The organism is Methanofollis aquaemaris (assembly GCF_017357525.1).
GTDB classification, from domain to species: domain Archaea; phylum Halobacteriota; class Methanomicrobia; order Methanomicrobiales; family Methanofollaceae; genus Methanofollis; species Methanofollis aquaemaris.
Map to the genome: position 1 here is coordinate 1,504,239 of NZ_CP036172.1, position 25,468 is coordinate 1,529,706.

A 25,468-nucleotide genomic window follows, 5' to 3' on the forward strand; every position below is an offset into this window, starting at 1 on the left:
CTCCCAACCGGGCCTGCTCCACGGACAGAAAAATCTCTAAATAATAAAGATAACTGGATGAGTGGTGATAGCATGCAGAGAAAATACACCATTTTCCTTGTCGCCGTGCTTTTTGCTGGAATGATCGCCATTGCCAGCGCAGCAACCAGCGACGAAGGTCTGATCGGCGGGGACAAAGGCTACTTCGCCGTACACTGTAATGTCGACGGGGCGAAGGTCTACTTTGACGACGACCTGAAGGGCGAGATCAAGGACGGCCGCCTCCTGGTCGAAGTCTACACCACCGCAACGCCGTACAAGACGATCAGCGTCGAGGCGGACGGGTACCAGACGCACACCGCACCGATCCTCGAGTACCCGGCAAAAGACCAGACCGTGGACCTGACGGTGACCCTGGAGCAGGCACCCATCGGCGGGGACAAGGGGGCATACCTGGTGAAGTGCAATGTCGACGGAGCAAAGGTCTACTTTGACAACGACTTCAAGGGCGAGGTCAAAGACGGAGAACTCCTTGTCGAGATCTACACCACCGGCACCCCGTACAAGATGATCAGCGTCGAGGCAGACGGTTATGAGACCTACACCGCACCGATCGAGACCTACCCGGCAAAGGGTGAGAGCGTCGAACTCGACGTCACCCTCGAGCAGGCACCCATCGGTGGGGACAAGGGGGCATATCTGGTGAAGTGCAACGTCGAGGGTGCGGCGGTCTTCTTTGACGGCGACCTGAAGGGCGAGATCAAGGACGGAAAACTCCTTGTCGAGATCTTCACCACCGGCACGCCGTATAAGACGATCACCGTCGAGGCGCCCGGCTACCAGTCCTCGACCGTGCAGATCCAGCAGCACCCGGCAAAGGGTGAGACCGTCGAGGTCGACGTCACCCTCACGCCTGAGCCAACGCAGACCCAGACGCCTCTCTCCCTCTTCCCTGTACTCGGGGCGCTCGGGCTCTGCAGCGCACTCTTCCTGTTCTACAGGAAAAACTAACTCTTTTTTCCAGAGAGGCGCTCGAAGAAGGGGCGTTTCAGTTGACCGATCTCATAGTCGAAGTAGTCCACCCACTCGGCAACGAGCGAGGACTTCTTCTCTCCGGCGGCGAGGCGTGCCTCCAGCGCGGCGATCTCGGCCGCGAGTTCCCGGCGCTGCCGGTCCAGTTCTGCCCTGAGGCCTTCGATCTCCAGGGCCTGCCTGGCAACCTGGCCCTTGAGATCGCGGGCCTCCAGATAGGCGAGGGTGACCGGGGACGGCTCGGACTCTCCCTCATCTCCGTCACCCGCGGGTGCCACGGCAACCACAACCGGCCTCTGTTCCCCTCCACCCGCGGCCTCCTCGGCCAGACGTTTCACTGTCTCGACGGCGGCAGGGGCATACAGACGGACCGGCCCGATGCTCCGGCCGCGGAAGAGGTCGGGATAAGTATGGAGATACTCCCGCACCTCGTCCTCCGGGAGGCCGGCAAGGTCGGCGATCTCGGCAGGCTTCAGATAGACCATTCCTGTCTTCATGACTGAGCAGATCATCCCCCCGACACCGGAAAAAGTCTCCCATTTCGCACGACATGCGGTCTACACATCCCGGAGCAGGGGAAATAGGCGCACCCCACGCATCCAAGAGATTATATAATGTGCAGATCATCTCCCGCCCATGACCCTCTATGCGGAAGTACTGGACAAGATCGCGGCCCTGCTCACCGCCGCCTTCGGGCTGGTCGCCGCACTGGCATGGAACGGGGCGATCCAGGAACTCTTCAAGGAAGTCTTCGGGACGGCGGAGAACCTGACCGCACAGACCATCTATGCCGTCGTGGTGACGCTCATCGCCGTGCTGGTCACCATCCTGATCGCACGGGCGGCCGCCAGAGCAAAAGAAGAGACAAAGACGTGAAGGGGAAGACCCTTCACGGGATAAGCCATCCGAAGAGACCCTGGGCATCGGTCTCGTTCTGCACGAGAGCGGAGAGCCTGGCCTGGTCTTCTTCCATCACGGCGAGTTGATTCATCAGGAGTGTCCTGGTCTGGTTGTCGCAGGTGCAGTTCTCGACGAGCCGCTGCATCTCACGGATCTGCTCGGAGGTCTGATTGAGGTTCTGGCACAGGGCCGCCACCGCCTCCTGATCGCCGCCGAAGAGGAGACGGGTCAACCCCTGTCTCTCCTGGATCTGCTGCTCAGCCATCATCCTGGTCTGGACCGAGTTGTTGAACTCTCTGGCGATCGCCGAGATGTTCCCCCCGATCCCACCGTCCATCTCGCCCGCGGCAAGGAGGGTGTGAACCGCTGTCCGGACCTGGTTCTGGTTCTTCCAGGTCGAGGGCGGCCAGGTGAAATTTTCGGAGAGGTCAACGGTACCGTTCGTGCCGTTCACCGTGGAGGGGAGACGCTTCGCAAGTCCCGGAGGGAGAGGCTTCGTCGCATTCTCATCCTGGGGCAGGCGCTTGGCAATGCCGGGCGGGATCTTCTTGGTGGGTTTGACCACAGGCACCTGGTCGCTCTCGTTTCCAGCGATCTCAGGGACGTCTTCTGTTTCGTTCTCAGCGACGTCCGGAATGTCGTCGGTCTCGTTCCCGGCAAGAGGTGCGATCGACGTCATCACATCGCCCTGGGAAGGGCCAGCGTTTTTTTCCCATCCCTTCTCATGGACGTTGCCCTTCTCTCCGGGGACCGCAAGGGCAGGGGCGGCAAGGAGGAGGAGGGCGATCATCAGTACGGCTGCTCGATATTTCACAGGAATCACCGACACGATCTCTGCCGACCACACTATATGAGAATTCTGAACTTCTGAGTTGGATAAAAAAGGAGGAGGTTCAGACCGCAGGGGCGTACCGTTTCCAGAGGAGGACGATCCCGCCGAGCAGGGCGACGACCGCCAGGAGGGCCCCGCACCCCAGGAACACACTCTCCCTGAAGAGGGAGAGAAGGGCGGTGGTTCCGAGGGCGATCCCGAAACTGCTGATGACGCTCCCGGTCAGCACGCACCCCACCACGACTGCGGGGGTCAGTCCCATGATCCGTCCGAGGATGGTGGCATTCATCCCGCCGGAACCCTGGAACGGAACGATCACAAAGATGGTCAGTCCGACGGTGGAGAGGCGCCCGAGCCAGGGGTGGGCCTCGATGTACGAATGGCCACCCTCCATCACCCGTCCGATCCATGGGCCGACGAACGGGATCTTCAGGGTCAGGTCGAGGTTGAGGGCGACAAAGAGCGAGGTGCTCAGATCGATGACGACGATGATCATCGCCAGGAGCCACCAGGGTTCTCCAAGCCCTATCCCCACCGGGATCACCGATTCTTTCCCGGCCGGCGGGACGATGTACGCCGCAAGCAGTCCCGCGAGGGTCAGGTAGTCCTCGTGAGGCGTGGTCAGGAAAAGAGAAATGAGTAGAGCGGCGACGAGTCCGAAGGGGAGGGCCAGTTTTACCGCCCGATCGACCACGGGGTTGGGGTGGAATGAGACCTCCTTGGTGAGCAGCATCCCTGTCATCTCTCTCTGTAGGTTGGTGTCGGCCCCTTATCAAGGAGAGCCACGCGGCGAAGCATATACCCCGCGGCGACGAGAACGAGGAGAAGAACGATCCCCAAAATAAGTCCCCCGCCCGCAAGAGAGAGGGCTGTCTCGGCCCCGAGGGCAAGGAGGGTCGACCCGACTGCTGCTCCGAGAGTGACACCACAGATCACCCAGCGTTCGCCAAGGCCCAGGAGCCGGCCCACCACCGCTCCGCCGACCCCGCCCGAACCCTCCATCGGCAGGGAGGTGAAGAGAACGAGCCCCGCGTACGAGAGGCCCAGGAGCCAGGGCCTCCGTTCGAGAACGGTCCTGCCGGTCTCGACCACACCGGCCAGCCACGGCCCGACATAGGGGAGGGAGAGAACGAGATCAAAGTTGAGGGCGACGACGAGGCAGCCGACGACGTCCACATAGGTGCAGGTGAGCGCGGTCAGCCACCAGGGTTGGCCGAGGGCCGCGGCCAGCGGGATGAGCGCCTCACGCCCGACCGGCGGGACGACATAGGCCGCCATCAGGCCCGTATAGAAGACCGCCTCATCGGGGAAGACGAGAAAGAGAAAAAGAACGTAGAGGGGGTAGAGGAGAAGAGGGAGGACCAGCCTCCCGAAACGCCCACGCAGGTCTGCATATGAAAGTACCCGCCCTCCTCCGGCCATGTCACCACGATCTCTTCGCCCCCACATAAAATGGTGGCGACCGGGGCCATGCGGAACAAGAATCAGCGCCGGGTTCGCTCTTCGAGGATCCGCCCGACGATCTGGGACGAACTGGCAAGCGGCCCTTCGTATCGTCCGATCCTCGCCACGTCGGCCCGCAGCCCCCGCTCCTGTAAGGCCCTCTTCAGATCGTCCTCTTTGAAGAACTGGTTGAAACCGAGGGTGATCACGTCGGGATCGATCTCTCTGATCGGGTCGAAGATGTCGCCCTCCACCCCGAGCCGCGCGTGGTCGACCGGCTTGAGGGCCCGAACCATCGCGAGGCGCTGCTCCTGCGGGATGATCGGCTGCGGTTTGTGGCGGACATTGACGTCCCGTGCGACGATCACCCAGAGCTCGTCGCCGAGCTTCTTCGACTCCTCCAGATAGAAGAGGTGGCCGGGGTGGAGGAGGTCAAAGGTGCCGGTGGCGACGACCCGCCTCACCGGATCACCTCCAGGTCGTAGGGCTGGCCGCTGGCGGTGAAGCACCGCCAGTCGTCAGGGCCGTACGGCCACCCGATGATGAGGTGGTAGCGCCCGGTCCTGGGGAAAAAACCGAGGTCCGCGTCGGAAGGACGGATGACCCCGTTCGGATGGGAGTGCGCGCTCCCCGCGGTGTGGGTGTCGAGGGGAAGCATATCCAGAAAGACGCTGGCGCTTTCCTCATTGCTCGTCGTCCCGGGTACGAGGTTGAGTTCGCTGATGACGCCGTCGGTCTCCCTGAGTATCGCGGCAAACTCGTTCGGATGGTTTTCCGCCCCGAGCCTGAGGAGGAGGTCAAGAAGGTCGGCAGAGATGCCTCTGATCTTCATAGGTCTATGGGTGTTGGGTGCCATGCCCAATGAATGATTGGATCAGGGCCTGAATCAGAACGGTCCGTCCTGGACATAACTCCTGCCCAGGGCGAGGGCCAGTTCGGCCCGTGCCAGTTCCCGGCCCAGATAGGCGGCATGGTCGAGGCGGGTGACGCATCCGTCTCCGATGAGAGCAGCGGTCAGGTCGGCGGCGGTGCGGCCGCGATAGAGCCGCCCCTTCTGAGCGGCGAGGATCATTCCGCCGTCAACGGCGATCCTGATGTTCCCGGCAGGGTCGGGGACGAACTCCTCAGGTGCGGGGGACACGTCGACGACCTCTCCCTCAGGAAGCGGTTCCTGCCGGCGGCGTTTCTCCTTGAGGACGAGGAGGTCGATCCCGAGATCCTTGGGGTACGGGTGCTCGCCGAGGGCGGCCATCATCTCGGTCGCCCGACGCATCTCGGCCACCGACCCCCTCGTCTTGTCCGAGTGTTCGCTGGTGAAGATCACGGCGGCCCCGACCTCATGGGCACACGCGGCCAGGAGGGCGTTGGCCCCGACCGAGTCGGCGTCGATGAGTTCGACAACATTGCCCGCCCCAAAGAAGAGGGGGCACCCAATGTCCGCGAAGTTCCCGAGCGAGTCCACCAACCCCGATCCCGCTGGCTGGAGGAGGGGGTCGGCGATGAGGGCACCGATCCCGGCCCCCCTCGCGGCGGCGAGATTCGCGTCAAGCCCGGTCTCGCCGGGGACGACGACTGCCGCCGCCCCGGCCGCGGCCACAGCAGCCCCCACCGCCGGGATGTTTCCTTCATGGAGGGAGAGGATCAGGTCCGCCCTCGGGAGCGCCGCCAGGATCAGGGTCGGGTCCTGGGTGTCGGCGGCGAGGGGACCGTCGATCCCTTCCAGTGCCGCGAAACATCGTTCGACATCGGCGGGCGCGGCATCGAACCCGAAACCCAGGTCGACGATGTCGGCGCCCCGCGCGAAGAAGTCCTCCACCGCCGCACGGAGGTCGGGGTGACGGTGGGCATCCATGATCTCGGCGAGCACCTTCATCCGCGATCCGCCGCCGATCTTGACCTCCCTGATCATGATCTCAGGCTCGGCCGCCGCCTCGGCCGCGGCGATCCGCCGGTATGCCGCCTCACGTCGTTCGGCTGCGAAGAGTTCGTCGGCCGGGACCGTCCGTGAAAGGACCACCCTCCCGATACGCGAGAGGACCATTCCCAGGTCGGCCGCATGGCGCGGCCCCAGATAGATCGGGACGCCGGTCTCCTCCTCGACCGCTGCAAAGGAGGCCGTCGACATTCCTGAGACCATCACCAGGTCATACTCGCCCCGAACGATGATCTCCCGCAACTGGCCGGGGGTGAGGAACGCGGCGATCTCGCCGGTGACCACCACCTCCGCGTCAAAACCGGCGGCGACCTTCCGAACGACCGCGGCGGTCGCCTCGCCGGTAGGGAGCAGGATCCGCATACCATTCCTTAATAGTCGGGAGGGGAAAAATGGTATGATCTTATGCTGAGATGCGACCTGCATGTCCACTCACGCTATTCACGCGACGGTGAGAGCAGTATCGAGGAGATCCTCAGACGGGCCGAGGCCGTTGGGCTCGACGCCGTGGCGATCACCGACCACGACACCGTCGAGGGCGCGCTCGCTGCGCTCTCGTACAAAAGTCCGGTCATTGTCATTCCCGGAACCGAGATCTCGACAAAACAGGGGCACCTCCTGGCGCTCGGCGTCTCCGAGGCCTTCCCGAAAGGCATGGACTTCTTCGAAGCCGTCCACCGCGCTCGGGAGGCGGGGGCCGTCCTCATCCTTCCCCACCCGTACCATATGTGGCGCCACGGCGTCGGACAGAAACTGAAGGCCGGGCCGTCCCTGGTGGACGCCATCGAGGTCTTCAACAGCCGCTACATCACAGGCACCGCGAACCGGAAGGCAGCCATGGTCGCCCGATCCCTCGGCAAACCCTGCGTCGGCGGGAGCGACGCCCACCAGGCAAGGTTTGTCGGCTACGGCTACACCCTCGTCGACGCCGAACCCGACCTGGCCTCCATCCTCGAAGCCATCCGGGCCGGGCGGACCGCGGCGGGGGGGCGGATGACCCCCCTCAAGTCGTACACCAGGCAGTCCCTGAAGAGTTCGTGGAAGAAGATCAAGGCCAGGATACCCAAATGAGGCTTGCCTTCAGGATCGGCTACTGGGGCGATGAGTTCTTCGGCTCCCAGGTGCAGCCCGAGGTCAGGACCGTCGAAGGGGACGTGGCCGAGGTCTGCAGGAGACTCGGACTCTTCGACGATCCACGGGAGGCGCGCTTCTCCTTTGCCGGGAGGACCGACCGCGGTGTCCATGCCGCCGGGCAGGTCTGTGCCTTCACCACCGCCGAGCCCGAACGAGCGGTCGCCGCCCTGCGGTACGAACTCCCGGCAGACATCTGGACCACCGGATGGGCCGAGGTCGATGACTGGTTCAGCCCGAGAAAGGAGGCGACCGCCCGGACATACCGCTACTTTTTCGACGAGCACCCTGGCGACACCGCCCTGATGGACCTGGCGGCAGAGGCGTTTCTCGGCGAGCACGACTTCACCCTCCTCTCCAGACGGAGCGAACGCAACCCGGTGCGCCGGGTGCATGCCGCCAGGGTCTTTGATGAGGACGACTTCTGTGTCTTCGAGGTGACCGCGGAGAGTTTTCTCTGGAACATGGTGCGGTGCATGGCCTCGGCCCTCGCCGCGGTCGGGCGGGGAGACGAGAACCCCGGATGGATCGAGGAGATCCTCAGGGGAGAGGGGGAGAGACGTCTCCCTGCCGCACCGTCGGGCGGTCTGATCCTCGCGGACGTCGCATATCCCTTCCCCTTCACTCCCCTCCCTCCATCACCGAAGGCAGAACGGGCTCTTATCAGGCGAGAAAGAGAGTTCACGTTGAAAAAAAGAGTGAGTGCAACCCTACATGGGCTGAGCCTGGATCTCCCGGGGGAGGAGCAGGTTGATGATGAACTCAGGGATCTGCCGTGAGGTCTTGACCGTGAGGAAGAAATTCGCTTTTCCCTCAACAAGCCCTTGATACTTCATGAGCATCTTGAAGTCGGTGGACAGAAGGGTGACGCCAAAGATCTTCATGCCGGCATGGTGCTCTGCCACTTCACTCTCCTGGCCGACAACGATTTTTTCCCTGTTGCCATTGACATCGAGAATCAGTTCATCCCCATAACTGAGCACCATCATCTTGACGTTCCCGACTGTGACAGGTTCGCCGTCAGGGAACCAGACATTGTAGGTCACCGTGTACGGGTAGGTGGAACCCGGTGTCGGATCCCCGAACTCAACCTGGAGGGTGAAGGCGGCCGCAACGGCAAGGAGCAGGAGCAGCCCGAAGACCCCGAGAACAGCCTTCTTCTTCCCGCTCATTTTTTTCTGCTCAGGGGCCGGGGGAGACGGAGGAGATGTTGTTGGCTGCTCAACCGGCTCTGACCGGTCCGGCTGGATAGAGTCAGCCGGGGGGACGATGCCGTCCGCCGCGTCATTGTAGGTATGTTCTTCGGTCATGGTGTCTCGCGGGAGAGTGAGTCTCTGCACCATTTATGCGTGCTGGATTATGCCGGAAAGGAGGGAGGGCCGGACCAACAAACCCAAGTCAGCGCGCACCCAATCTATGTGCATCCACAGCAATCTACAAGAACACACCGACAAATGTAATGATCAATAATGAGCATCTATCACTGGTGAGGAGTTGAGTACGATTTCTGAGATTCCAAAGGAGGAGTACATCACGACCTGCACCGCGGCCTGTGCCGGATGTAGTTCGTCGCTGTCCCTCCGTTATGTCCTGAAGGCGGCCGGGCCAGACACGGTCCTGGTCGTCCCGGCATGTTGCACGAGTGTCATCCAGGGGATGTATCCGAACACCTCCTTCAATGTACCGGTGTACAACATCGCCTTTGCAGCGGCTGCAGCCTGTGCCTCAGGTATGAGCAAGGCGTTCAAGAGTGCAGGGAAGAAGACCAACGTCATCGTCTATGCCGGAGACGGCGGGACGGTCGACATCGGGATACAGGCGCTTTCGGGCGCATTCGAACGCGGCACCAATTTCCTGTACATCTGCTATGACAACGAGGCCTACGGGAACACCGGGATGCAGCGTTCCGGTGCGACGCCGCTTGGCGCCCTGACCACCACCACACCGGCCGGGAAGACCGAGACGAAAAAAGATCTCGACCAGATCGTGGCCGCCCACAATCCCCCGTACATGGCGACCGCGTGCAGCGCCTATCCGCTTGACCTGTACAAGAAGGTCAAGAAGGCACTCTCGATCGAAGGGCCGAAGTTCATCCACATCCTGGCGCCCTGTCCGCCGGGGTGGCGGTACAACTCCGACAAGACGATCGAGATCGGGAAACTCGCCGTCAAGACCGGGTCGTGGGTGCTGTACGAGCGCGAGTACGGCAAACTCACCGTCTCCGGTCCGTCCAGGACGGCGCTGAAAAAGCCGCACCCGATCGAGGAGTATATCCGCGCCCAGGGCCGGTTCAAGAAGGCCACGCCTGAGATCGTCGCCGAGCTCCAGCAGAGCATCGAGAAGAATCTTGCACGGATCAAGAAGGAGGAGGAAGGCATATGTTGATGATCTCAACCGGCAACAAGGCCATCGCAGCGGCGGTCAAGCAGGCCCGGCCGTCGGTCGTCGCCGCCTATCCGATCACCCCGCAGACCGAGATCATCGAGCAGATCGCCTCCTATGTCGCGAACGGCGAGGTCGAGACCGAGTATATCCCGGTCGAGAGCGAGCACTCGGCGATGGCGGCATGCATCGGGGCCTCGGTCACGGGCGTGCGGACTTTCACGGCAACGAGTTCGCACGGGTTGCTGTACATGCACGAGATGCTCCACTGGGCTGCGGGCGCACGTCTGCCCATCGTGATGGCAAACGTGAACCGCGCGGTGGGGCCGGGGTGGAACACCTGGGCCGAGCACACCGACGCCTTCTCCCAGCGCGACACCGGGTGGCTCCAGGTCTTCGTGGGCACCGTGCAGGAGGCCTATGACGCCACGCTCATGGCCTTCAGGATCGCAGAGGACGAGCGGGTGCTCCTGCCGGTGATGGTCAACCTCGACGGCTTCACCCTCTCGCATATCATGCAGTCCCTGGAGACCGTCGACCTCGGCGACTTCATCCCGCCGACCAGACTCCCGTACGCGATCGACGTGAAGAACCCGATGGGCTACGGGCCGATGACCGGGCCTGACGACTATTTCAGGTTCAGGTGGGATATCGAGCGCTCGATGCGGGACGCCCGCGACGTGATCCGCGAGACCGAGGAGGAGTTTGCCAGGCGTTTCGGCAGGAAGTACGGTCCGGCCGAGGAATACCTGTGCGAGGATGCCGAGGTCGTCGTCGTCTCGATGGGCACCCTCGGCAAGGAGGCCGAAGTGGCCGTCGACCTTCTCCGCAAGGAAGGGGTCAAGGCCGGTTCGATGCGCCTGCGCTGGTTCAGACCTTTCCCCGACCTCGACCTGAAGGGACGGGAGGTCGTGGTCATCGACCGCGATTACTCGTTCGGCTTCGGCGGGGTCGTGGCGGCTTCGCTCAAGGCGAAGACCGGGATCGAGTGCTACAATGTGATCGCCGGCCTCGGCGGGCAGGAGGTCACGTACGACGATATCGCCGACTTCGTGCGGAACCGTCGGATCGGTGAAGAGATGTGGTTCGGGGTGAGCGAGTAATGTACGAGATTCGGATACATTCCCGCGGCGGACAGGGCGGCGTGACCGCGGCCCGTCTCCTTGCCCTTGCGGCCTTCAGGGACGGGAAACACGCGACCGCATGTCCCTTCTACGGCGCCGAGCGCCGGGGCGCACCGGTCGTCTCCTTCGTGCGGATCGACGATGCGCCGATCAAGATCTACTCGCAGATCCGCAACCCCGACATGGTGGTCGTCCTGGACGCCTCGGTCATGGAGACCGTGGACGTCCTCCACGGCCTCAAGGAGGGCGGCAAGGTCGTGGTCAACAGCGAGCACCCCCAGGAGTTCCCGGGCTTTGCCTCCTATCATGTCGACCTGACCGGGATCGCCCTGGCCCAGGATCTCGCCATCGCGGGGACGCCCATCGTCAACACCCCCTTCCTGGGTGCGGCGGCTAAACTCGGGATCGTCTCCGTCGAGTCGGTCAGGCAGGCGATCCGGGAGATGTTCGCGGACGAACGGAACGTGAAGGTGGCTGAGGCCGCCTACGAGGAGTTGGTCATATGAGAGAACGGCTTGCACTGAGCAGACCGAAGAAGGGCGCATGCGGGCTCACCGGGTCGTGGCGGGTCTTCCGCCCGGTCGTGGACAGGGAGAAGTGCAACCAGTGCGGTATCTGCGAGATCCACTGCCCCGACGCGGTCATCGACGAGGAACTGAACATCGACCTGGACTTCTGCAAGGGCTGCGGGATCTGCGCGGATGTCTGCCCGAAGAAGGCCATCACGATGGTCAGGGAAGAGAAGTAACTGCATTCGGGGGCGTCGGCCCCTTTTCTTTTTTCGGCTCTGTAGAATCGGGCATGAACCGAGCGCCCGCTTCAAGCATACCGGATGAAAATCTATATCGCAGTCCCCCAGGGTGCGGAAGGATCAATCCATGATCCCCCGTCCTTGAGACAGGGCAACGGTCAGAAATCTCTCGGCCTTGCCGCTCCCGCCTATCCTCTGTCCGTGGGGGGCCCGAGGGGCACCCGCCCCCCGGCGCGAGACATCTGGAAAATATCTGTAATGGGGGCGGCACATCCGATCATCACGCCTTCCCACATCAATCGCGCCGGGGGCGCTGCCCCCGGACCCCCGGGATGAAGATAGGGTCGGGAAGGCATCATAGATGCTCCTGAAGGTGGGGTTGTCGCCCCGGTCCTATCAGTCAGGCGGGGGGAGCGGGGGCGGCCAGAAATTGATCGCCCTGCCGCCCCCATCCTGTCTTCGTCCTGGGGCCGGGGGGCAAGGCCCCCCGGCGCGAGACAGCGATGAAGATTCTTCGAGGGGGCGGCCCCCTCAATCCCCCGGAGTCCCCACGTCACCCGTGCATACCCTTTTGACTCAGGCAGAGAGACCAGAGAGATACGATGATCCGGGCAAACAGCACGCGGCGGGAGGTCGCTCTCGTCCACTGCCGTCGATATGACGAAGAGGAGGTCTTTCGGTCCGTCGAAAGAGCCGTCGATCTCATCGGCGGGATCGGGAGATATATCAAACCGGGAAGCCGGGTGCTCCTCAAGCCCAACCTCCTGATGGGAGCGGGGCCTGAGCGTGCAGTCACCACCCACCCGGCAGTGGTCTGCGCGGTCGCCCGCCTCCTCTCGGCCCATGGATGTACGGTGATCATCGCCGATTCTCCGGGGGCCGGGACGCGCTATACGAGACGCAACCTGGAACATGCCTACGAGACGGCCGGGTTCACCGCGGCCGCGGCGTATCCGGGGGTGAGCCTGAGCACCGACACCTCGTCTCAGGAAGTTTCCTGTCCAGAGGGGAAGGTGATGAAGCGCTTCTCGATCATCGACGAGGCACTCAACGCCGACGCCATCGTTGTCGTCTCCAAGGCGAAGACCCACCTCTTCACCACCTACTCCGGCGCCGTCAAGAACCTCTTCGGCGTCGTCCCCGGCCTTGAGAAACCGGTTTTTCATGCACGGTTCAGGCAGACGGAACATTTCGCCGAGATGCTCCTCGACCTCAACACCTGTGTCGTCCCGGTCCTCCATGTGATGGACGCCGTCATCGGGATGGAGGGCGACGGCCCGATGTCGGGATCGCCAAGACCGATCGGTGCCGTCCTCGCCTCTCCCGATCCCACGGCCGTCGACATCGTCACGGCGCGATTGATGGGAATGGACCCGGCCACACTCCCGACGATCAACGCAGCGGTCGGCCGGGGATGGGTGAGCCCAAACTTCGATGAGATCAAGGTGGTCGGCGACGACGAGGCGGCGGTGGCCGTCCCTGACTTCAGGCACCCCTCCACCCACCCGGCAGCCCCTGCCGTCTCCTTCCTCAACAGGCAGGTGCTCCGCTTCATGCAGGGACGCGGGACGCTCACCAGGCCCCTGCCTCTCCCCGACCCTGCACGCTGCACCGGGTGCGGGCGGTGCGTCCTCACCTGCCCGGTGAATGCCATCGCCCTTGAGAACGGAAGGGCCGTGGTTGAGGAGGAGAGATGCATCCGATGCTATTGCTGCCACGAGATGTGTGAGGAAGGGGCGATCGATCTGAAGCAGGGCCCCCTATCCAGGTTCGTCTCAAGGTTCCTGCCATGATCCTTTATCCCCGCGAAAATATCCCCCAAATCAATTTTTAGCCAAAATATAGGCACATAATTCAGAAAAACTATTTTTTAAATTCTCTTTCGCCATACCGGGCACCCAAAAGACCCAGAATTCCACCATGAGAGGAAGAATGCAGAAATTATTCATTTAAAATGATATAATAATCCCGTAACACCAGTAGATCAAATAGAATAGAATATATATCATTGCATGGAGATGATCATCCACCCAGGACCTACACCCGGGCACAGAGGAAGAACCTCTCACCCATGGTCTCGGCACCCAGGGGCGGCAATCCATGGGACCTGACAGAGAGCGACCGGCCGCACTCCCCCCACACACCAGACAGGAGACGACCATGCCAGATCACGAAAACATTATTGAAAGGTCTCAGGACGAGGCCACCATAACCAGGGTGATCCTGAAAGGGATGGACCAGGCCCCCGCACCCATCCAGGTCATTGACCCCGAGTACCGTATCCTCTACCTTAACCAGGCCGCAGCCGACCTGATCGGAGTACGGGCAGAAGACTGCATCGGGAAACCCTGCCATGCCATCTTCAGGAACAACCTCTGCAACTCTGAAGCATGTCCCTGCAGAAATGCCATGAAGAGCGGGCAGACCGAGACTGCGAGGACAGAACTCACCGGCGGATGCTGGATCGATTGCAGTGGAGCACCGCTGAAAGACGAGTCCGGACAGATCATCGGAGCCGTCGAATTCATCCAGGACGTCACGACACAGGTCAGAGCGGCCAGAAACCTCCTTGAGGTCGGCGAAGAGGCACAACAGGGCAACCTCTCGGTCAGGGCAAGCCTCGATGCCGAAGGCGACTTCCTCGAGATCGCGGAGAATGTCAATACTCTCCTCGATGCTGTCACCGAACCCTTCCAGATCGCCGCAACCGTCATCCAGGAGATCGGAAGAGGTAAGATCCCGGAGAGAATCAACGGTGAATACGAGGGCGACTTCAAAATCCTCATCGACGACATCAATCGCTGCATCGATGAGCTCTCAGCCCTTTCCAGCGCCAATGCCGTGCTGAAGCGGATGACCCTGAACGACTACACCCAGCGGGTCGAGGGGGACTTCAACGGCATCTACGCCGACATCGCCGCAGAGATCAACACCGTCATCGACCGCCTCCTCGTCGTGCAGAATGTAAGCGCTCACATCGCCGAAGGCAACCTCTCAGACCTCGACGCCCTCAAGAAAGTCGGCAAACGGTCAGAGAATGATCAGATTCTGCCGGCACTCATCACCATGGAGGAGAGCCTCACCGCTCTTGTCGAGGATACCGAGCGGCTCGCAGAAGCCGGAGCAGCAGGGAACCTCTCGGTCAGGGCCGACGTCACGCGCCACAAGGGCTCCTTTGCCGAAGCCGTGAGCGGGGTCAACCGTCTTTTCGACGTCGTCGTCCAGCCGCTCGACGAAGGGATGAATATCGCCGCCGCCCTTGCAGAGGGAGATTATACCAGGCCGTTCTCTGAGGACATCCGGGTTTCAGGCGACTTCAAGCGCTTCAAAGATTCACTCAATCAGATCATCGTCAAAGGGAACGCCGTCTTCAGGAAAGTCCAGGAAGCAGCAGAACAGGTCCAGTACGGCACCCTTGAGGCGAGCAAGGGCGGGGACCAGATCGCCAAGGCCGCCGAACAGGTGGCAAACACCAGCCAGCAGTGCGCCGACCTGAACAAGACGACCCTCACCAAGATGGAGGATGTCAGCCGGCGGATCAGCGATCTCTCCGCCTCCAACGAGGAAGTTGCAAGCACCTCCCAGGAGATCCTCAGCCGCGCCGATCTGGTGGCCCAGAAAGGGCGCGACACCCAGGAACTCGGAAGGGAGGCCAACGAGAAGATCGGAGTCGTCGAAAAGATTGCTCACGAGAGCGTGGAGGACATCACCCAGCTCAACAACGAGATGCACGAGATCGATAAGATCGTCAAGTTGATCACCGACATCTCCAACCAGACCAACCTGCTGGCCCTCAACGCCGCGATCGAGGCGGCACGGGCAGGAGAACACGGCCGCGGCTTTGCCGTCGTTGCAGGGGAGGTGAGAAACCTCGCCGGCGAGTCGAAGAAGGCTACCAACGACATCGAGAACCTCATCTCATCCATCCAGGCGAAGAGCGAGAAGACGGCCACGGCGATCAGCTCGGCAAACAACGAGATCACCGCAAGCGTCCAGAGCGTGAACAACGCCATCCTCGCCCTCAACGAGATCGTGGAGGGCGCAGTCGCCGTGACCCATGACATGGGCGAGATCGCCCGGGCTATCGAGGACCAGGCAAACACCACCAACACCGTCGTCCAGATCGTCGAGGACGGGACGGCGATGACGCGGGAGAGCCTTAATCAGGTCGAAGATCTTGCCGCCCTCGCTGAAGAGACAAGCGCCTCCACCGAGGAGATCGGGAGCGCGGTCCACGAGCTCAACAGGCTGGCAAGTGATCTGGCTGATGAGATGAAGAAGTTCAAGGTCTGATAAAGGAGGTGAATGGCATGGGAGAGACCATCGATATCGTGGCATTTGAACTCGGGGGCACACGGTATGCCCTCGACATCCTCCTTGCCCGTGAGATCGTGGAGATGCTGCCGGTCACCCCGGTGCCTCGGGCACCATCCCACATCTCCGGGGTGATCAACCTCAGGGGCGAGGTTACCAATATCATCGACCTCGGCACCCTCCTCCAGATCCCTGAACACCAGACTGTCCAGAACAAGAAGATCATCGTCCTCGTCCCCGATGTCACCGGCGGGTCCAACATCGGAATGATCGTCGATGATGTCCACTCGGTGATGCAGGTTGCAGAGAAAGACATCGAGGCGATGGATTCCTCGCTCTGCCGCGAGGCCTATGTGAAGGGGATCATAAGGGCCGGCACGACGACAGACGAAGGAGGGGTCGGAGGCGACCTCATCATCTGGATAGATATAAAGAAGGCCCTCGAAGACCTCGAATGCTTCTGAACGACCGGCACCAGCACGCACCACAATCTCAGATCTACCGGACCCCGGAAAACCATATATACCGTACCGACAGTCTCTCAACCGGGGGAGACGTATGGACACCTTTGAGGAGAAAGTCCGGGCGATGAAGAATATGGCCCCTGAAGAAGTTCAGGCGGCGGTTGAGAAGTTGAAATCGATGTGCGTCTGCCAGGGATGTCCGTCGTACAACCGGTGTGCTAAGGAGGGAAACGAGTCCCTCTTCTGCAGTTCCGGAAAAAGTTTCATGTGCATCAGCGATGAGAAGAGTTGCATCTGTCCCACCTGCCCGGTCCCAAAGGAGATGGGGCTGAAGTACACCTTCTTCTGCACCCGCGGGGCCGAGAAGGCGCAGCGGTACGAGCACACCGTCTGGGGGACGAAGATGGTCTGAAAGACCATCTTCCTGATTTTTTTCTCAAAAAAAGTTGGCTCCTCACTGTTTCTTGTGAGTGAAATCTCTGTTAAACCCTTCCGGATTGATCTCGTTGCGGGAGTGGCCGGCCCCCCGATTCCCCGCACGGACCGGGGGGGCAGAGAACAAGAACACCCTCTGAACGGTCACCCCAATCTTCATCCCTGGAGTCCGGGGACAGCGCCCCCGGCACGATTCGTGCGGGAAGGCACGTCGATCAGAAGGGCCGCCCCAAAAGACCGATCTGAACCTGCCGCCTCTCGCCGGGAGGCGGCGGTTAAGTGGTGCCCTTCTCGCCTTCTTTGCTGAGAGAGGGATCAAGGATCCTCCACACCTCGAAACACTACTCAAAACAATGTTCAATCGCGTATGCTTGAGGCCGGGGTTCATGTCTGATTCAACAGAGCCATATTTTCAGTCTTCAGATCCGGTGCCGCCGACCTGCCTCCTGCTCCCCGGTCTGGCAGAAGGAGGAGCAGGCCGAGCACTGTCGGGCACAGGGCTCGACCCGGATCGTCACGTTCGCACCGGGGAACGCACACCTGATGTCGGCCTCGATATGTTTCACAAGGTCGAAGGCCATCTGGAGACTGTCGTCCTGTGAGACGACAAGGTGGAGATCGATGAAACGCTCTGATCCGGCACGCCGAGTTCTGAGTGCGTGGAAATCGACGATATCTGAGGAGTGGTCACAGATGATCCGCCTGATTCTCTCCTCTTCCTCAAGCGGGAGAGCATGGTCGGTGAGATCAGAGAAGGCCCGGCCGGTCAGGTCACAGGCCGCCTTCATGATCATCACCGCAACGCCGAGAGCGAAAACAGCGTCGAGGACGACGAGGCCGGTGAGCCTGATAGCCACGAGCCCGGCAAACATGGCAAGGGAAGAGTACACATCGGTTCGCAGGTGCCAGGCATCGCTTTCGAGCGCGATCGACCCGGTCTCCTTCGCCACCCGCATCAGGCGGGAGGATACATACCAGTTCACGCCGGCAGAGAGGAGCATCACAGCCATGCCGAACCCGAGGGCCTCCATGGCAAGCCCCCCGCCACCGGCGATGAGGGTGCCCGCCGCTTCCCTGATGATCATAAGGGCCGCCACAAAGATGAGGATCGCCTCGATAAACCCTGAAAAGTCCTCAAATTTGCCGTGACCGAAACGGTGACAGGCGTCGGCAGGCTCCGACGCTTTTTTCACCGACAAAAAGGCGATACCCGAGGCTACAAGGTCGATCCCCGAATGAATCGCCTCGGAGATGATGCTGACCGATCCGATCGCACACCCAACGGCGAGTTTCATCGCCACGAGAAGGGTATTCGAGATTACCGAGAGACGTGCAGTCTTCTGCTTCACCAGATCCACAGAACCCGTATCTTCCCGAATGATATCACCATGAAGGGCGGAAGATCACCCATCGATAACTTTTATGATTTGCGCTTGAGCGGGATAGGGGTTGTGATCGCCATCCCGCGTGGCCGGGCTCACCATCTCCTCCAGTGCTTGTAGCCCTCCATCACCAGGACAAGGGATACGGCGACGGCAAGCAGGGAGAGCCAGATCGAGAGGGAGACCGGCGCGACGCCGAGGACACTTTGCATGAAGGGCGTCTGCATCGCAAGGAGGTGTATGCCCTGCGCCGCGACCACGCCGACGACCAGGAGGGGGTTTGCAGTGAGAGGCACCCGCAAGATCGACCGGCGCTCAGAACGGCAGTTGAAGGCGTGGGCGTTCTCCATGAAAACCATAAAGAGGAGGAGAACATTTCGTGCGGCCTCGTCCGTCCACCCTGCCGAGAGCAGCCAGGCCCAGAGGAGGAAGGCTGTCACCCCGATATATCCCCCCGAGACCAGGGTCTGTTCCACCATCTGGCGGTTGAAGATCCCCTCTTCAGGCGGCCTGGGCCTCCGTCCCATCACGTCTGGTTCCCCCGCCTCGAAGGCGAGGGCGACGTCCTGAATCCCGTTCGTCACCAGGTTAAGCCAGAGGAGTTGCACCGCGAGGAGCGGGATGGAGAGGCCGGCAAGGAGAGCGAGCGTAAAGAGGAGCACCTCGGCGGCGCCGGTCGAGATGAGGAGATAGGTGACCTTTCTGATATTGTCATAGGTGCCACGACCCCCCTCGATCCCGGTCACGATCGAGGAGAAGGCGTCGTCGGTGATGATGATCGAAGCGGTGTCCTTTGCCAGGTCGGTGCCTGACCCCATCGCCACCCCGATGTTCGCACGCCTCAGGGCCGGGGCGTCGTTCGCACCATCGCCAGTCACCGCGACGAAGTGCCCGGCCCCCTGGAGGGCGGCCACGATCTCGGACTTCTGGAGTGGGGCGACCCGCGAGAAGACCTGTCCGATCCTGACCAGGTCACGGTAGTGATCGCCATCAGGTTCTCCGGCCTCGTCGAGATCCTCACCGGTGACGAGGTCCGCCTCCGAGGAGGCGATGCCGAGGTTTCGGGCGATCGCCAGAGCCGTCGCCGGGTGGTCGCCGGTGACCATGATCACCCGGATCCCGGCCTGCCGGGAGGTCTTCACCGCCGCCGCGGCGTCGTGCCTGAGCGGGTCGATAAAACAGGCGAGGCCGAGGAAGGTGAGAGGCGGGATGTCCTCCTCGTCAAAGGGAGTGTCCACACCCCCGGTGATCTCGCCGTTCGCCACACCGATGACCCGGTACCCTGCGGCAGCCAGGTGGGCCGCCACTTCCGCCGCATCCCCGGGGGCCGACGGGCACCTCGGGATCACCACCTCGGGCGCACCCTTGAAGGCGACCCTGACCGAGCCGTCTTCCCGATAGAAGGTCGCCGCATACCGGCGCTCGGGCTCGAAAGGAATCTCGGCGAGGAGCGACACCTCGCCCTGCACCGTCTCGGGGGAGAGACCAAGTTTGTAGCCGCAGGCAAGGAATGCCACATCGATGGAGTCTCCGTAGTGCGCCCACTCACCGCCTTTTCGCTCCAGCACTGCCTCGTTGCAGAGCATCGCAGCCCCGACCATCTCCTGCAGACGCAAGAATTCTTTTTCTTCCGGCGGCAGACCGTCGGCGTCGGTCACCCTCCCCTCCCCGCGGTACCCCTCACCGAGGACCGTGTACCGGCCCTCGTCAGGGAGCACGATGAGAGTCAGGGTCTGCTCGTTGACAGTGAGCGTCCCGGTCTTGTCGCTTGCGATGCAGGTGCAACTCCCAAGCCCCTCGACCGCAGCGAGATTCCTGACCACGACATTTCGCCTGGCGATCCTGCTGACCCCCAGGGAGAGAGCGACAGTGATCGCCACCGGCAGACCCTCTGGAATCGCCGAGACGGCGAGGGCGACGGCCATGAAGAAGACCTCGACCGCCGGGATACCCCGGAGGAGGGCGGCCACTGCGAGGAACGCACTCGCTCCGACGACGAGCACTCCCACCCATCTGGAGAACTCCTCTATCCTGATGAGGAGGGGGGGCTTTGTCACCTCCATCGCCGAGATGCTTGTTGCGATCTTCCCGACCTCGGTCCCTCTGCCGGTGGCGATCACCACCCCGCACCCCCGGCCCGAGATGACGGTGGACCCTGCATAGGCCATGTTTTTGCGGCCCATCAGGGGCGTATCGGCATCGACCGTACCGGTGACCTTCCCGGCAGGGACTGATTCCCCGCTGAGGAGGGACTCGTCTATCGAGAGGGTGTTCTCCCGAAAGATCCTGAGATCGGCAGGGACGCGGCTCCCTGGTTCCAGGAGGACGATGTCACCCGGCACCACCTCTTCGGCCGGCACCCCCATCTCCGCCCCGTCCCGCCTGACACGGGCGGCGATCCTGAGGAGTGCCCTGAGTGCCGCCGCACTCTGTTCCGCCTTCCACTCCTGCACCATTCCGAGGATAGCATTGAGGAAAATGACCGCGAAGATAAAGAGAGCATCGGTAGACTCCCCGATCAGCAGGGAGAGGACGCCGGCCACGATCAGGATGAAGATGAGCGGACTCTTGAACTGACGGAGAAAGACCTGGAAGACTGACGGTGGTTTTCGCGTGGGGAGAGCGTTTTTTCCATAGACCGAGAGGCGTGCCGCGGCCTCGGCGGCGGTGAGACCCGGAGGTGACGAACCGATCGCAGCAAGCACCTCCTCGTCCGGCAGGGCGTGCCAGAGAGGCTCGGCCCCGTCCGCAGGCATTGCCGTCCACCCCCGCGCCGAGTATCGGTCGGTCAACTATATCGCCCTTGCGGGAATGCAGGGCCATTCAACAGATCCGAACTCCATTGCCCGGAGAAAAGAGGGGGCAGGATACCCCTGAACACCAATTATTCGGTGATCATCGTCCCGACGCCGGCGTCGGTGAAGAGTTCGAGGAGGATGCTGTGCGTCTTGTTGCCGTTGACCACATGGGCATACGGCACCCCGCCCTTCACGGCCCTCACGCAGGACTCGATCTTGGGGATCATCCCGCCCGAGATGGTCCCGTCGGCCATCAGTTCCTCGGTCTCCACGGCCCGCAGACGGCGGAAGACCTGGGTCCGCTCCCGGTCCATCACGCCGTCGACATCGGTGAGGTTGACGAGTTTGAAGGCGCCGAGCGCGACGGCGATCTCCCCTGCCGCCGTATCGGCGTTGATGTTCAGGTTCCGACCGGCCCGGTCGATCGCGATCGGGGCCATGACCGTGATGTATCCGGTCTCCAGGAGGGTGGTGAGCAGCGCCGGGTTGATCCCCTCGATCTCCCCGACATAGCCGAGATCGACCTCACGCTCCTCATCACCGATCCGCACCATCTGGGCGCTGATCTTTCTGGCGAGAATTATGTTGCCGTCGTTGCCCGAGATCCCGACGGCCCGATCCCCCTCGCGGGCGATGAGCGAGACGATACCCTTGTTGATCTTGCCGACCAGGACCATCTGGGCGATCTCAAGGGTCTCGGCATCGGTGATCCGCAGGCCCCCGACAAACTCGGGTTCCTTGCCCATGGCCCGCATCTTCTCGGTGATCTCGGGGCCACCGCCATGCACGACGACGACCTTCATCCCCACATAGTGGAGGAGGACGATGTCGCGGATCGCGTTCTCCAGGGTATCAGGATCGACCATGGCATGCCCGCCGAGTTTGATCACGATGGTCCTGCCATGAAACTGCTGGATATAGGGCAGGGCCTCCATCAGGACTTCTTCACGCCTCATGTTGTATACTTCCCGTTGATCTCGACATAGTTCTCGGTCAGGTCGCACCCCCACGCGACTGCCGAACCCTCGCCGGCCGCAAGGTCGAGGGAGAAGACGACCCGCTTCCCGTGCATCGCCTCCTTGGCACGCACCAGGTCGGAGACGATCGTCCCGTCCCTGACAAGTTCGGTCAGCGTCGGTCCCTCGCCGATGGTGAGGGAGACGAGGTCGGGGTCGAACCCGACGCCGGCCCGCCCGGCCGCCGCGATCACCCGGCCCCAGTTCGGATCCTCACCGTACACCGCCGTCTTGACAAGCGGCGAGGCCACGACCGTCCTGGCCACCGCCTCTGCCGCCGCCTCGTCGGGGGCGCCGACGACCTGCACCTCAAGAAGTTTGGTCGCGCCCTCGCCGTCCGCGGCGATCTGTTTGGCCAGGGAGATGCAGCACGCCTCAAGCGCCGCGTCGAACGCCGCCCGCGGCACCGGCCCGGCCTCGCCGGTGGCCGTGCAGAAGGCCGAGTCATTGGTGCTCTCGTCCCCGTCGACCACGACGCGGTTGAAACTCCGGCGCACCGCCGAGCGGAGTGACGCCCGGAGATCTTCAGCCCCGATCTCGGCGTCGGTGTAGATGAAGGCAAGCATCGTTCCCATGTTCGGGGCGATCATCCCGCTTCCTTTGCAGATCCCGGCGACCGTAAACCCGTCGGCCTCCACGAGGGCATGCTTCTCGGCGAGGTCGGTGGTCATGATCGACCTCGCGGCGGCGGTCTCGCCCTCCTCAGAGTGGGCGAGATGTGGGACGACCTCCGCACACTGCCGACCGATCAGGTCGAGGTCGAGGTACCGCCCGATCACCCCGGTGCTCGCCACCCCGATCCGCTCAGGCTCCAGGCCAAGGGATGCGCCGGCGATACGGCGCATCTCGGCGGCGTCGGCAAGCCCGCGCTCGCCGGTATAGGCATTCGCACACCCGGAGTTCACGACGATGGCGTCGAGGCGACCGGCCTTGATCGCCTCACGCATCAACAGAACCGGAGCGGCAGCGACCAGGTTGGAGGTGGAGGTCGCCGCGGCCGTGCCGCTCGCCCTGATCACCGCAAGCCCGTACTTCCCCTCCTTCATCCCGGCGGCTTCGACGCCCCGGACTGCGCAGATACTCCTCACGACTCTTCACTCTCCTCGTACGAGACACCAAGCCCCTGGACGATATCACGGCGGGCGATGATCCCGATCAGCCGCCCTTCCTCAACGACCGGCAGGCGGGCGATCCCTTCCCGCAGCATCAGTCCCGCTGCCTCCTCGATCCCGGCATCAGGGCCGATGGTGACCGGCGGCATCGACATCACCCGGCGGACCGGGGTCTTTCCAATGTCTGAGAGGGCCGCCCGGGTCCTCTCCCAGTTGATCATCTCCCTGATCGGAACCTCGATGAACTCAAGGGGGGAGGGGAGCCAGAGATCTTCTGAGAGTTCTCCGGTCTTGAGGAGCGAGAGGACATCGGCCTCGGTGATCACCCCGACCAGTTCCTCTCCGTCCATCACCGGCAGGCCTCCCACATCGTGCTTACGCAACAGGGCCGCTGCCTCCCTGACCGTTGCGTCGGCCCGGACAGTCACCGGCCCCCCTGTCATGATCTCCCTGACTTTCATGGTCTCCATCTCCTCCTCATTATGGCATGCAGGGCGGGGTCATAAGTCCGTCGTTCTCCGCGAACCCGCAGATGATATTCATATTCTGGATTGCCTGTCCTGCAGCGCCTTTGACAAGGTTGTCGATCGCCGAGACGACGACGACCCGCTCGTCCCGCGCCTCAAACCAGATGTCGCAGAAGTTGCTCCCGCGCACCGCACCGAGGGAGGGTTTCTGGAGACGGACGAAGAACTCGTCTTTGTAGAACTCCTGGTACCGCGCCTCCACCTCCTCCTGGGTCATGGGATCGTCCATGATGATATGGGCGGTGGTGAGGATCCCGCGGTTCACCGGCACGAGGTGCGGGGTGAAGAAACAGCGCGCCTTCGAGCCGAGGCGGCCGAGTTCCTGTTCCATCTCGGCGAGGTGGCGGTGGCCGGTCAACTTGTACGGCATCACGCCGTCGGCTACATTGGGATAGTGGGTGGTCGGGGAGGGGTTGACCCCCGAGCCCGAGACGCCGGTCTTCGAGTCATAGATCACATAGCGTGCACCGGACGCAAGCGGCGCCGACGCAAGGGTGGCCCCGGTCGGGAAACACCCGGGGTTCGAGACAAATTGCTTCCCCTTCACCTCTTCCCGGTGGAGTTCGGGGAGGCCGTACGGCGCCTCGAAGTAGTCGGTATGAGTGACCCCGTAGACCTTTTCATAGACATCCCGCGGCAGGCGGTAGTCGGCGGAGAGGTCGACGACCTTCATGCCCCGCTCAAGGAATCCGCCGGCATAGTGCATAGCGGCGGTGTGCGGCACCGCAAGAAAGGCGACGTCGGCATCGATATCTTCGACTGCGGGGTTGGTGAAGGCGAGGTCAGTGTATCCTTTGAGATGGGGGTGGACCGCGGCGACCGGCCGGCCCTCCTCTTTCCGGGAGGTGGCGGCGACCACCTCGGCCGAGGAGTGGCCCTGAAGGAGGCGGAACAACTCGCCCCCGGTATAGCCCGATGCCCCGACGATAGCAACATCCATACAGGACAATATACCGGAGGAAAAATTTAATCCTTTGGAGTAGCCAGGAGGAGTTCTCCGGCCAGACGCCGAATCTCTTCCCGGTTTTCAAGCCCTTCCAGAAGATCAGGGGGAAGCGCACCCACACCGTACTTTGCCCCGACATAGGCACCGCAGATGAAGGCAATGGTATCGGTGTTCCCTCCTATATTGGCCGCCACATAAAGGAGGCTCTCAGGGTCGTCGTATCGGTTCATCAGGAAGAAGGCAATCGGGATGGTCTGATAGATCGAGACGTCGCTTCCGATAACCGGGAGAGCACCTTCAAGACTGATCCCCTCGCGTTCGAGTTCGACCGCCCGCCTGAGCCGCGCCCCGAGTTCGGGATCCTCGGACGAGGCGCTGCGCAGAGCGAGGGCGAACGGATCCTCGACCGAGCGGAGGACAGCCGAGATGAGGAACCCGACGGTCACGGTTCCGGCCAGGGCCGCCGGGTGGGTATGGGTGACCGAGCAGGCCTTCGCAAGCCGCCCGGAGAGGTCGACCGGATCCAAATACTTGAGGGCAAAGGGAACCGCAAGGGGAACACAGCCTGCGGTGTCCGAGTTCACGCCGCTCCGGTCAGGCCCGACGACGAGCAGATGCTCGCAGGCCGTCATCACAGAACCGTCCGGGAACCTGAGGTCTCCGGAGAGGCAGAGACGCGAGAGGTCGGCGGCGTACCGTTCCTCAGAATAGGCACCCGATGCGAGAAGGGCCGCCACGAGAAGCATGATCTGGCTGTCCTCAGTGTACTGCCCGGGCTCAAGGCCGGCGTTCGGGTGCCGCTTCCATGCCCGCCGGTAACCCCGCTGCATATGCGAGAGGCTCATCGGAGCGGTCTCCCCCGGCATCCCCAGGGCGTCACCGATGGCCGCCCCGAGCATGCACCCACTGAAACGGTCCAGCATCAGATCGCTATTCTCCGGGGGCATGATAAGTTCTTCGCCCGATC

The 25,468-nt window shown here is 62.4% G+C and carries 27 protein-coding genes; 12 read left to right on the forward strand and 15 right to left on the reverse strand.

Annotated elements, in window-relative coordinates; all coding sequences use genetic code 11:
* The first annotated feature begins 72 nt into the window (after positions 1-72).
* Positions 73-990 carry a hypothetical protein gene (locus tag RJ40_RS07290; RefSeq protein ID WP_265580196.1) on the forward strand — a complete coding sequence of 306 codons (918 nt, stop codon included), beginning with the start codon at positions 73-75 and terminating at the stop codon, positions 988-990.
* On the opposite strand, the gene RJ40_RS07295 is transcribed toward RJ40_RS07290, so the two are convergent.
* Complete coding sequence (locus RJ40_RS07295) at positions 987-1,523, reverse strand: hypothetical protein (RefSeq protein WP_265580197.1); 537 nt, start codon at positions 1,521-1,523, stop codon at positions 987-989. The genes RJ40_RS07290 and RJ40_RS07295 overlap by 4 nt on opposite strands.
* A gap of 124 nt (positions 1,524-1,647) precedes the next feature.
* Between RJ40_RS07295 and RJ40_RS07300 the strand changes: the two genes are divergently transcribed.
* Positions 1,648-1,887, forward strand: a complete 240-nt coding sequence (locus RJ40_RS07300; protein WP_265580198.1) for a DUF5654 family protein — start codon at positions 1,648-1,650, stop codon at positions 1,885-1,887.
* Between the two features lie 13 nt (positions 1,888-1,900).
* Here the strand turns inward: RJ40_RS07300 and RJ40_RS07305 are convergent, their stop codons facing one another.
* The 6 genes from RJ40_RS07305 to RJ40_RS07330 form a co-directional block, all read right to left on the reverse strand.
* Positions 1,901-2,725 carry a hypothetical protein gene (locus RJ40_RS07305; RefSeq protein WP_265580199.1) on the reverse strand — a complete coding sequence of 275 codons (825 nt, stop codon included), beginning with the start codon at positions 2,723-2,725 and terminating at the stop codon, positions 1,901-1,903.
* Between the two features lie 79 nt (positions 2,726-2,804).
* Entirely contained in the window at positions 2,805-3,485 is a 681-nt protein-coding gene (locus RJ40_RS07310; protein ID WP_265580200.1) for a small multi-drug export protein, read from the reverse strand.
* On the reverse strand, positions 3,482-4,165 hold the full coding sequence (locus tag RJ40_RS07315) for a small multi-drug export protein (protein WP_265580201.1): 684 nt from the start codon (positions 4,163-4,165) through the stop codon (positions 3,482-3,484). Before RJ40_RS07315 ends, RJ40_RS07310 begins: the two co-directional genes overlap by 4 nt.
* A 62-nt stretch (positions 4,166-4,227) precedes the next feature.
* Entirely contained in the window at positions 4,228-4,650 is a 423-nt protein-coding gene (locus RJ40_RS07320) for an FAD synthase (RefSeq protein WP_265580202.1), read from the reverse strand.
* Positions 4,647-5,018 (reverse strand): Mov34/MPN/PAD-1 family protein, encoded by a 372-nt coding sequence (locus RJ40_RS07325; RefSeq protein WP_265580203.1) that lies wholly within the window; start codon positions 5,016-5,018, stop codon positions 4,647-4,649. The genes RJ40_RS07320 and RJ40_RS07325 overlap by 4 nt, the downstream gene beginning before the upstream one ends.
* 54 nt (positions 5,019-5,072) lie before the next feature.
* Positions 5,073-6,482, reverse strand: a complete 1,410-nt coding sequence (locus RJ40_RS07330) for a dihydropteroate synthase-like protein (RefSeq protein WP_265580204.1) — start codon at positions 6,480-6,482, stop codon at positions 5,073-5,075.
* A gap of 42 nt (positions 6,483-6,524) precedes the next feature.
* Here RJ40_RS07330 and RJ40_RS07335 point away from each other — a divergent pair, with 42 nt between their 5' ends.
* Together RJ40_RS07335 and truA are read left to right on the forward strand one after the other, a co-directional pair.
* Positions 6,525-7,190: a PHP domain-containing protein gene (locus tag RJ40_RS07335; RefSeq protein ID WP_265580205.1), complete on the forward strand. Its 666-nt coding sequence runs from the start codon at positions 6,525-6,527 to the stop codon at positions 7,188-7,190.
* Positions 7,187-8,029, forward strand: coding sequence for a tRNA pseudouridine(38-40) synthase TruA (truA, locus tag RJ40_RS07340; protein ID WP_265580206.1), 843 nt, complete (start codon positions 7,187-7,189; stop codon positions 8,027-8,029). The genes RJ40_RS07335 and truA overlap by 4 nt, the downstream gene beginning before the upstream one ends.
* Here the strand turns inward: truA and RJ40_RS07345 are convergent.
* Entirely contained in the window at positions 7,961-8,560 is a 600-nt protein-coding gene (locus RJ40_RS07345; protein ID WP_265580207.1) for a hypothetical protein, read from the reverse strand. The two genes, truA and RJ40_RS07345, sit on opposite strands and share 69 nt — an antisense overlap.
* A gap of 193 nt (positions 8,561-8,753) precedes the next feature.
* Here RJ40_RS07345 and RJ40_RS07350 point away from each other — a divergent pair, with 193 nt between their 5' ends.
* The 8 genes from RJ40_RS07350 to RJ40_RS07385 all read left to right on the forward strand — a co-directional run bounded on the left by RJ40_RS07350 (position 8,754) and on the right by RJ40_RS07385 (position 16,697).
* Positions 8,754-9,635, forward strand: a complete 882-nt coding sequence (locus tag RJ40_RS07350) for a thiamine pyrophosphate-dependent enzyme (RefSeq protein ID WP_265582627.1) — start codon at positions 8,754-8,756, stop codon at positions 9,633-9,635.
* Positions 9,629-10,735: a transketolase C-terminal domain-containing protein gene (locus tag RJ40_RS07355; protein ID WP_265580208.1), complete on the forward strand. Its 1,107-nt coding sequence runs from the start codon at positions 9,629-9,631 to the stop codon at positions 10,733-10,735. Before RJ40_RS07350 ends, RJ40_RS07355 begins: the two co-directional genes overlap by 7 nt.
* Complete coding sequence (locus RJ40_RS07360) at positions 10,735-11,262, forward strand: 2-oxoacid:acceptor oxidoreductase family protein (protein WP_265580210.1); 528 nt, start codon at positions 10,735-10,737, stop codon at positions 11,260-11,262. Before RJ40_RS07355 ends, RJ40_RS07360 begins: the two co-directional genes overlap by 1 nt.
* Positions 11,259-11,504, forward strand: a complete 246-nt coding sequence (locus tag RJ40_RS07365) for a 4Fe-4S binding protein (protein WP_265580211.1) — start codon at positions 11,259-11,261, stop codon at positions 11,502-11,504. Before RJ40_RS07360 ends, RJ40_RS07365 begins: the two co-directional genes overlap by 4 nt.
* Positions 11,505-12,109: 605 nt before the next feature.
* Positions 12,110-13,300, forward strand: a complete 1,191-nt coding sequence (locus tag RJ40_RS07370) for a DUF362 domain-containing protein (RefSeq protein ID WP_265580212.1) — start codon at positions 12,110-12,112, stop codon at positions 13,298-13,300.
* 367 nt (positions 13,301-13,667) lie between these two features.
* Positions 13,668-15,800, forward strand: a complete 2,133-nt coding sequence (locus RJ40_RS07375) for a methyl-accepting chemotaxis protein (RefSeq protein ID WP_265580213.1) — start codon at positions 13,668-13,670, stop codon at positions 15,798-15,800.
* A gap of 17 nt (positions 15,801-15,817) precedes the next feature.
* Positions 15,818-16,285: a chemotaxis protein CheW gene (locus RJ40_RS07380; protein ID WP_265580214.1), complete on the forward strand. Its 468-nt coding sequence runs from the start codon at positions 15,818-15,820 to the stop codon at positions 16,283-16,285.
* 94 nt (positions 16,286-16,379) lie between these two features.
* Complete coding sequence (locus RJ40_RS07385) at positions 16,380-16,697, forward strand: DUF2769 domain-containing protein (protein WP_265580215.1); 318 nt, start codon at positions 16,380-16,382, stop codon at positions 16,695-16,697.
* Between the two features lie 442 nt (positions 16,698-17,139).
* Here the strand turns inward: RJ40_RS07385 and RJ40_RS07390 are convergent, their stop codons facing one another.
* The 7 genes from RJ40_RS07390 to RJ40_RS07420 all read right to left on the reverse strand — a co-directional run bounded on the left by RJ40_RS07390 (position 17,140) and on the right by RJ40_RS07420 (position 25,448).
* The gene (locus tag RJ40_RS07390) at positions 17,140-18,069 is read right to left on the reverse strand and encodes a cation diffusion facilitator family transporter (RefSeq protein WP_265580216.1); all 930 of its coding nucleotides are present in this window, start codon (positions 18,067-18,069) and stop codon (positions 17,140-17,142) included.
* Positions 18,070-18,197: 128 nt separating this feature from the next.
* Positions 18,198-20,858, reverse strand: coding sequence for a cation-translocating P-type ATPase (locus RJ40_RS07395; RefSeq protein ID WP_265580217.1), 2,661 nt, complete (start codon positions 20,856-20,858; stop codon positions 18,198-18,200).
* A gap of 128 nt (positions 20,859-20,986) precedes the next feature.
* Positions 20,987-21,856: an acetylglutamate kinase gene (gene argB, locus RJ40_RS07400; protein WP_265580218.1), complete on the reverse strand. Its 870-nt coding sequence runs from the start codon at positions 21,854-21,856 to the stop codon at positions 20,987-20,989.
* Positions 21,853-23,004 carry a bifunctional ornithine acetyltransferase/N-acetylglutamate synthase gene (argJ, locus tag RJ40_RS07405; protein WP_265580219.1) on the reverse strand — a complete coding sequence of 384 codons (1,152 nt, stop codon included), beginning with the start codon at positions 23,002-23,004 and terminating at the stop codon, positions 21,853-21,855. The genes argB and argJ overlap by 4 nt, the downstream gene beginning before the upstream one ends.
* Positions 23,001-23,489, reverse strand: coding sequence for a CBS domain-containing protein (locus tag RJ40_RS07410; RefSeq protein ID WP_265582628.1), 489 nt, complete (start codon positions 23,487-23,489; stop codon positions 23,001-23,003). Before RJ40_RS07410 ends, argJ begins: the two co-directional genes overlap by 4 nt.
* 19 nt (positions 23,490-23,508) lie before the next feature.
* The gene (argC, locus tag RJ40_RS07415) at positions 23,509-24,495 is read right to left on the reverse strand and encodes an N-acetyl-gamma-glutamyl-phosphate reductase (RefSeq protein ID WP_265580220.1); all 987 of its coding nucleotides are present in this window, start codon (positions 24,493-24,495) and stop codon (positions 23,509-23,511) included.
* Positions 24,496-24,521: 26 nt separating this feature from the next.
* Entirely contained in the window at positions 24,522-25,448 is a 927-nt protein-coding gene (locus RJ40_RS07420; RefSeq protein ID WP_265580221.1) for an ADP-ribosylglycohydrolase family protein, read from the reverse strand.
* Positions 25,449-25,468: the final 20 nt, after the last annotated feature.

Coding starts and splice junctions, on each gene's coding strand:
- argB (WP_265580218.1), bottom strand. CDS start 21,856: ATGAGGCGTGAAGAAGTCCTGATGGAGGCCCTGCCCTATATCCAGCAG.
- RJ40_RS07360 (WP_265580210.1), top strand. CDS start 10,735: ATGTACGAGATTCGGATACATTCCCGCGGCGGACAGGGCGGCGTGACC.
- RJ40_RS07330 (WP_265580204.1), bottom strand. CDS start 6,482: ATGCGGATCCTGCTCCCTACCGGCGAGGCGACCGCCGCGGTCGTTCGG.
- RJ40_RS07365 (WP_265580211.1), top strand. CDS start 11,259: ATGAGAGAACGGCTTGCACTGAGCAGACCGAAGAAGGGCGCATGCGGG.
- RJ40_RS07345 (WP_265580207.1), bottom strand. CDS start 8,560: ATGACCGAAGAACATACCTACAATGACGCGGCGGACGGCATCGTCCCC.
- RJ40_RS07375 (WP_265580213.1), top strand. CDS start 13,668: ATGCCAGATCACGAAAACATTATTGAAAGGTCTCAGGACGAGGCCACC.
- RJ40_RS07355 (WP_265580208.1), top strand. CDS start 9,629: ATGTTGATGATCTCAACCGGCAACAAGGCCATCGCAGCGGCGGTCAAG.
- truA (WP_265580206.1), top strand. CDS start 7,187: ATGAGGCTTGCCTTCAGGATCGGCTACTGGGGCGATGAGTTCTTCGGC.
- RJ40_RS07395 (WP_265580217.1), bottom strand. CDS start 20,858: ATGCCTGCGGACGGGGCCGAGCCTCTCTGGCACGCCCTGCCGGACGAG.
- RJ40_RS07290 (WP_265580196.1), top strand. CDS start 73: ATGCAGAGAAAATACACCATTTTCCTTGTCGCCGTGCTTTTTGCTGGA.
- RJ40_RS07370 (WP_265580212.1), top strand. CDS start 12,110: ATGATCCGGGCAAACAGCACGCGGCGGGAGGTCGCTCTCGTCCACTGC.
- RJ40_RS07410 (WP_265582628.1), bottom strand. CDS start 23,489: ATGAAAGTCAGGGAGATCATGACAGGGGGGCCGGTGACTGTCCGGGCC.
- RJ40_RS07300 (WP_265580198.1), top strand. CDS start 1,648: ATGACCCTCTATGCGGAAGTACTGGACAAGATCGCGGCCCTGCTCACC.
- RJ40_RS07315 (WP_265580201.1), bottom strand. CDS start 4,165: ATGGCCGGAGGAGGGCGGGTACTTTCATATGCAGACCTGCGTGGGCGT.
- RJ40_RS07385 (WP_265580215.1), top strand. CDS start 16,380: ATGGACACCTTTGAGGAGAAAGTCCGGGCGATGAAGAATATGGCCCCT.
- RJ40_RS07420 (WP_265580221.1), bottom strand. CDS start 25,448: ATGCCCCCGGAGAATAGCGATCTGATGCTGGACCGTTTCAGTGGGTGC.
- RJ40_RS07380 (WP_265580214.1), top strand. CDS start 15,818: ATGGGAGAGACCATCGATATCGTGGCATTTGAACTCGGGGGCACACGG.
- argC (WP_265580220.1), bottom strand. CDS start 24,495: ATGGATGTTGCTATCGTCGGGGCATCGGGCTATACCGGGGGCGAGTTG.
- RJ40_RS07295 (WP_265580197.1), bottom strand. CDS start 1,523: ATGATCTGCTCAGTCATGAAGACAGGAATGGTCTATCTGAAGCCTGCC.
- RJ40_RS07335 (WP_265580205.1), top strand. CDS start 6,525: ATGCTGAGATGCGACCTGCATGTCCACTCACGCTATTCACGCGACGGT.
- RJ40_RS07325 (WP_265580203.1), bottom strand. CDS start 5,018: ATGAAGATCAGAGGCATCTCTGCCGACCTTCTTGACCTCCTCCTCAGG.
- RJ40_RS07310 (WP_265580200.1), bottom strand. CDS start 3,485: ATGACAGGGATGCTGCTCACCAAGGAGGTCTCATTCCACCCCAACCCC.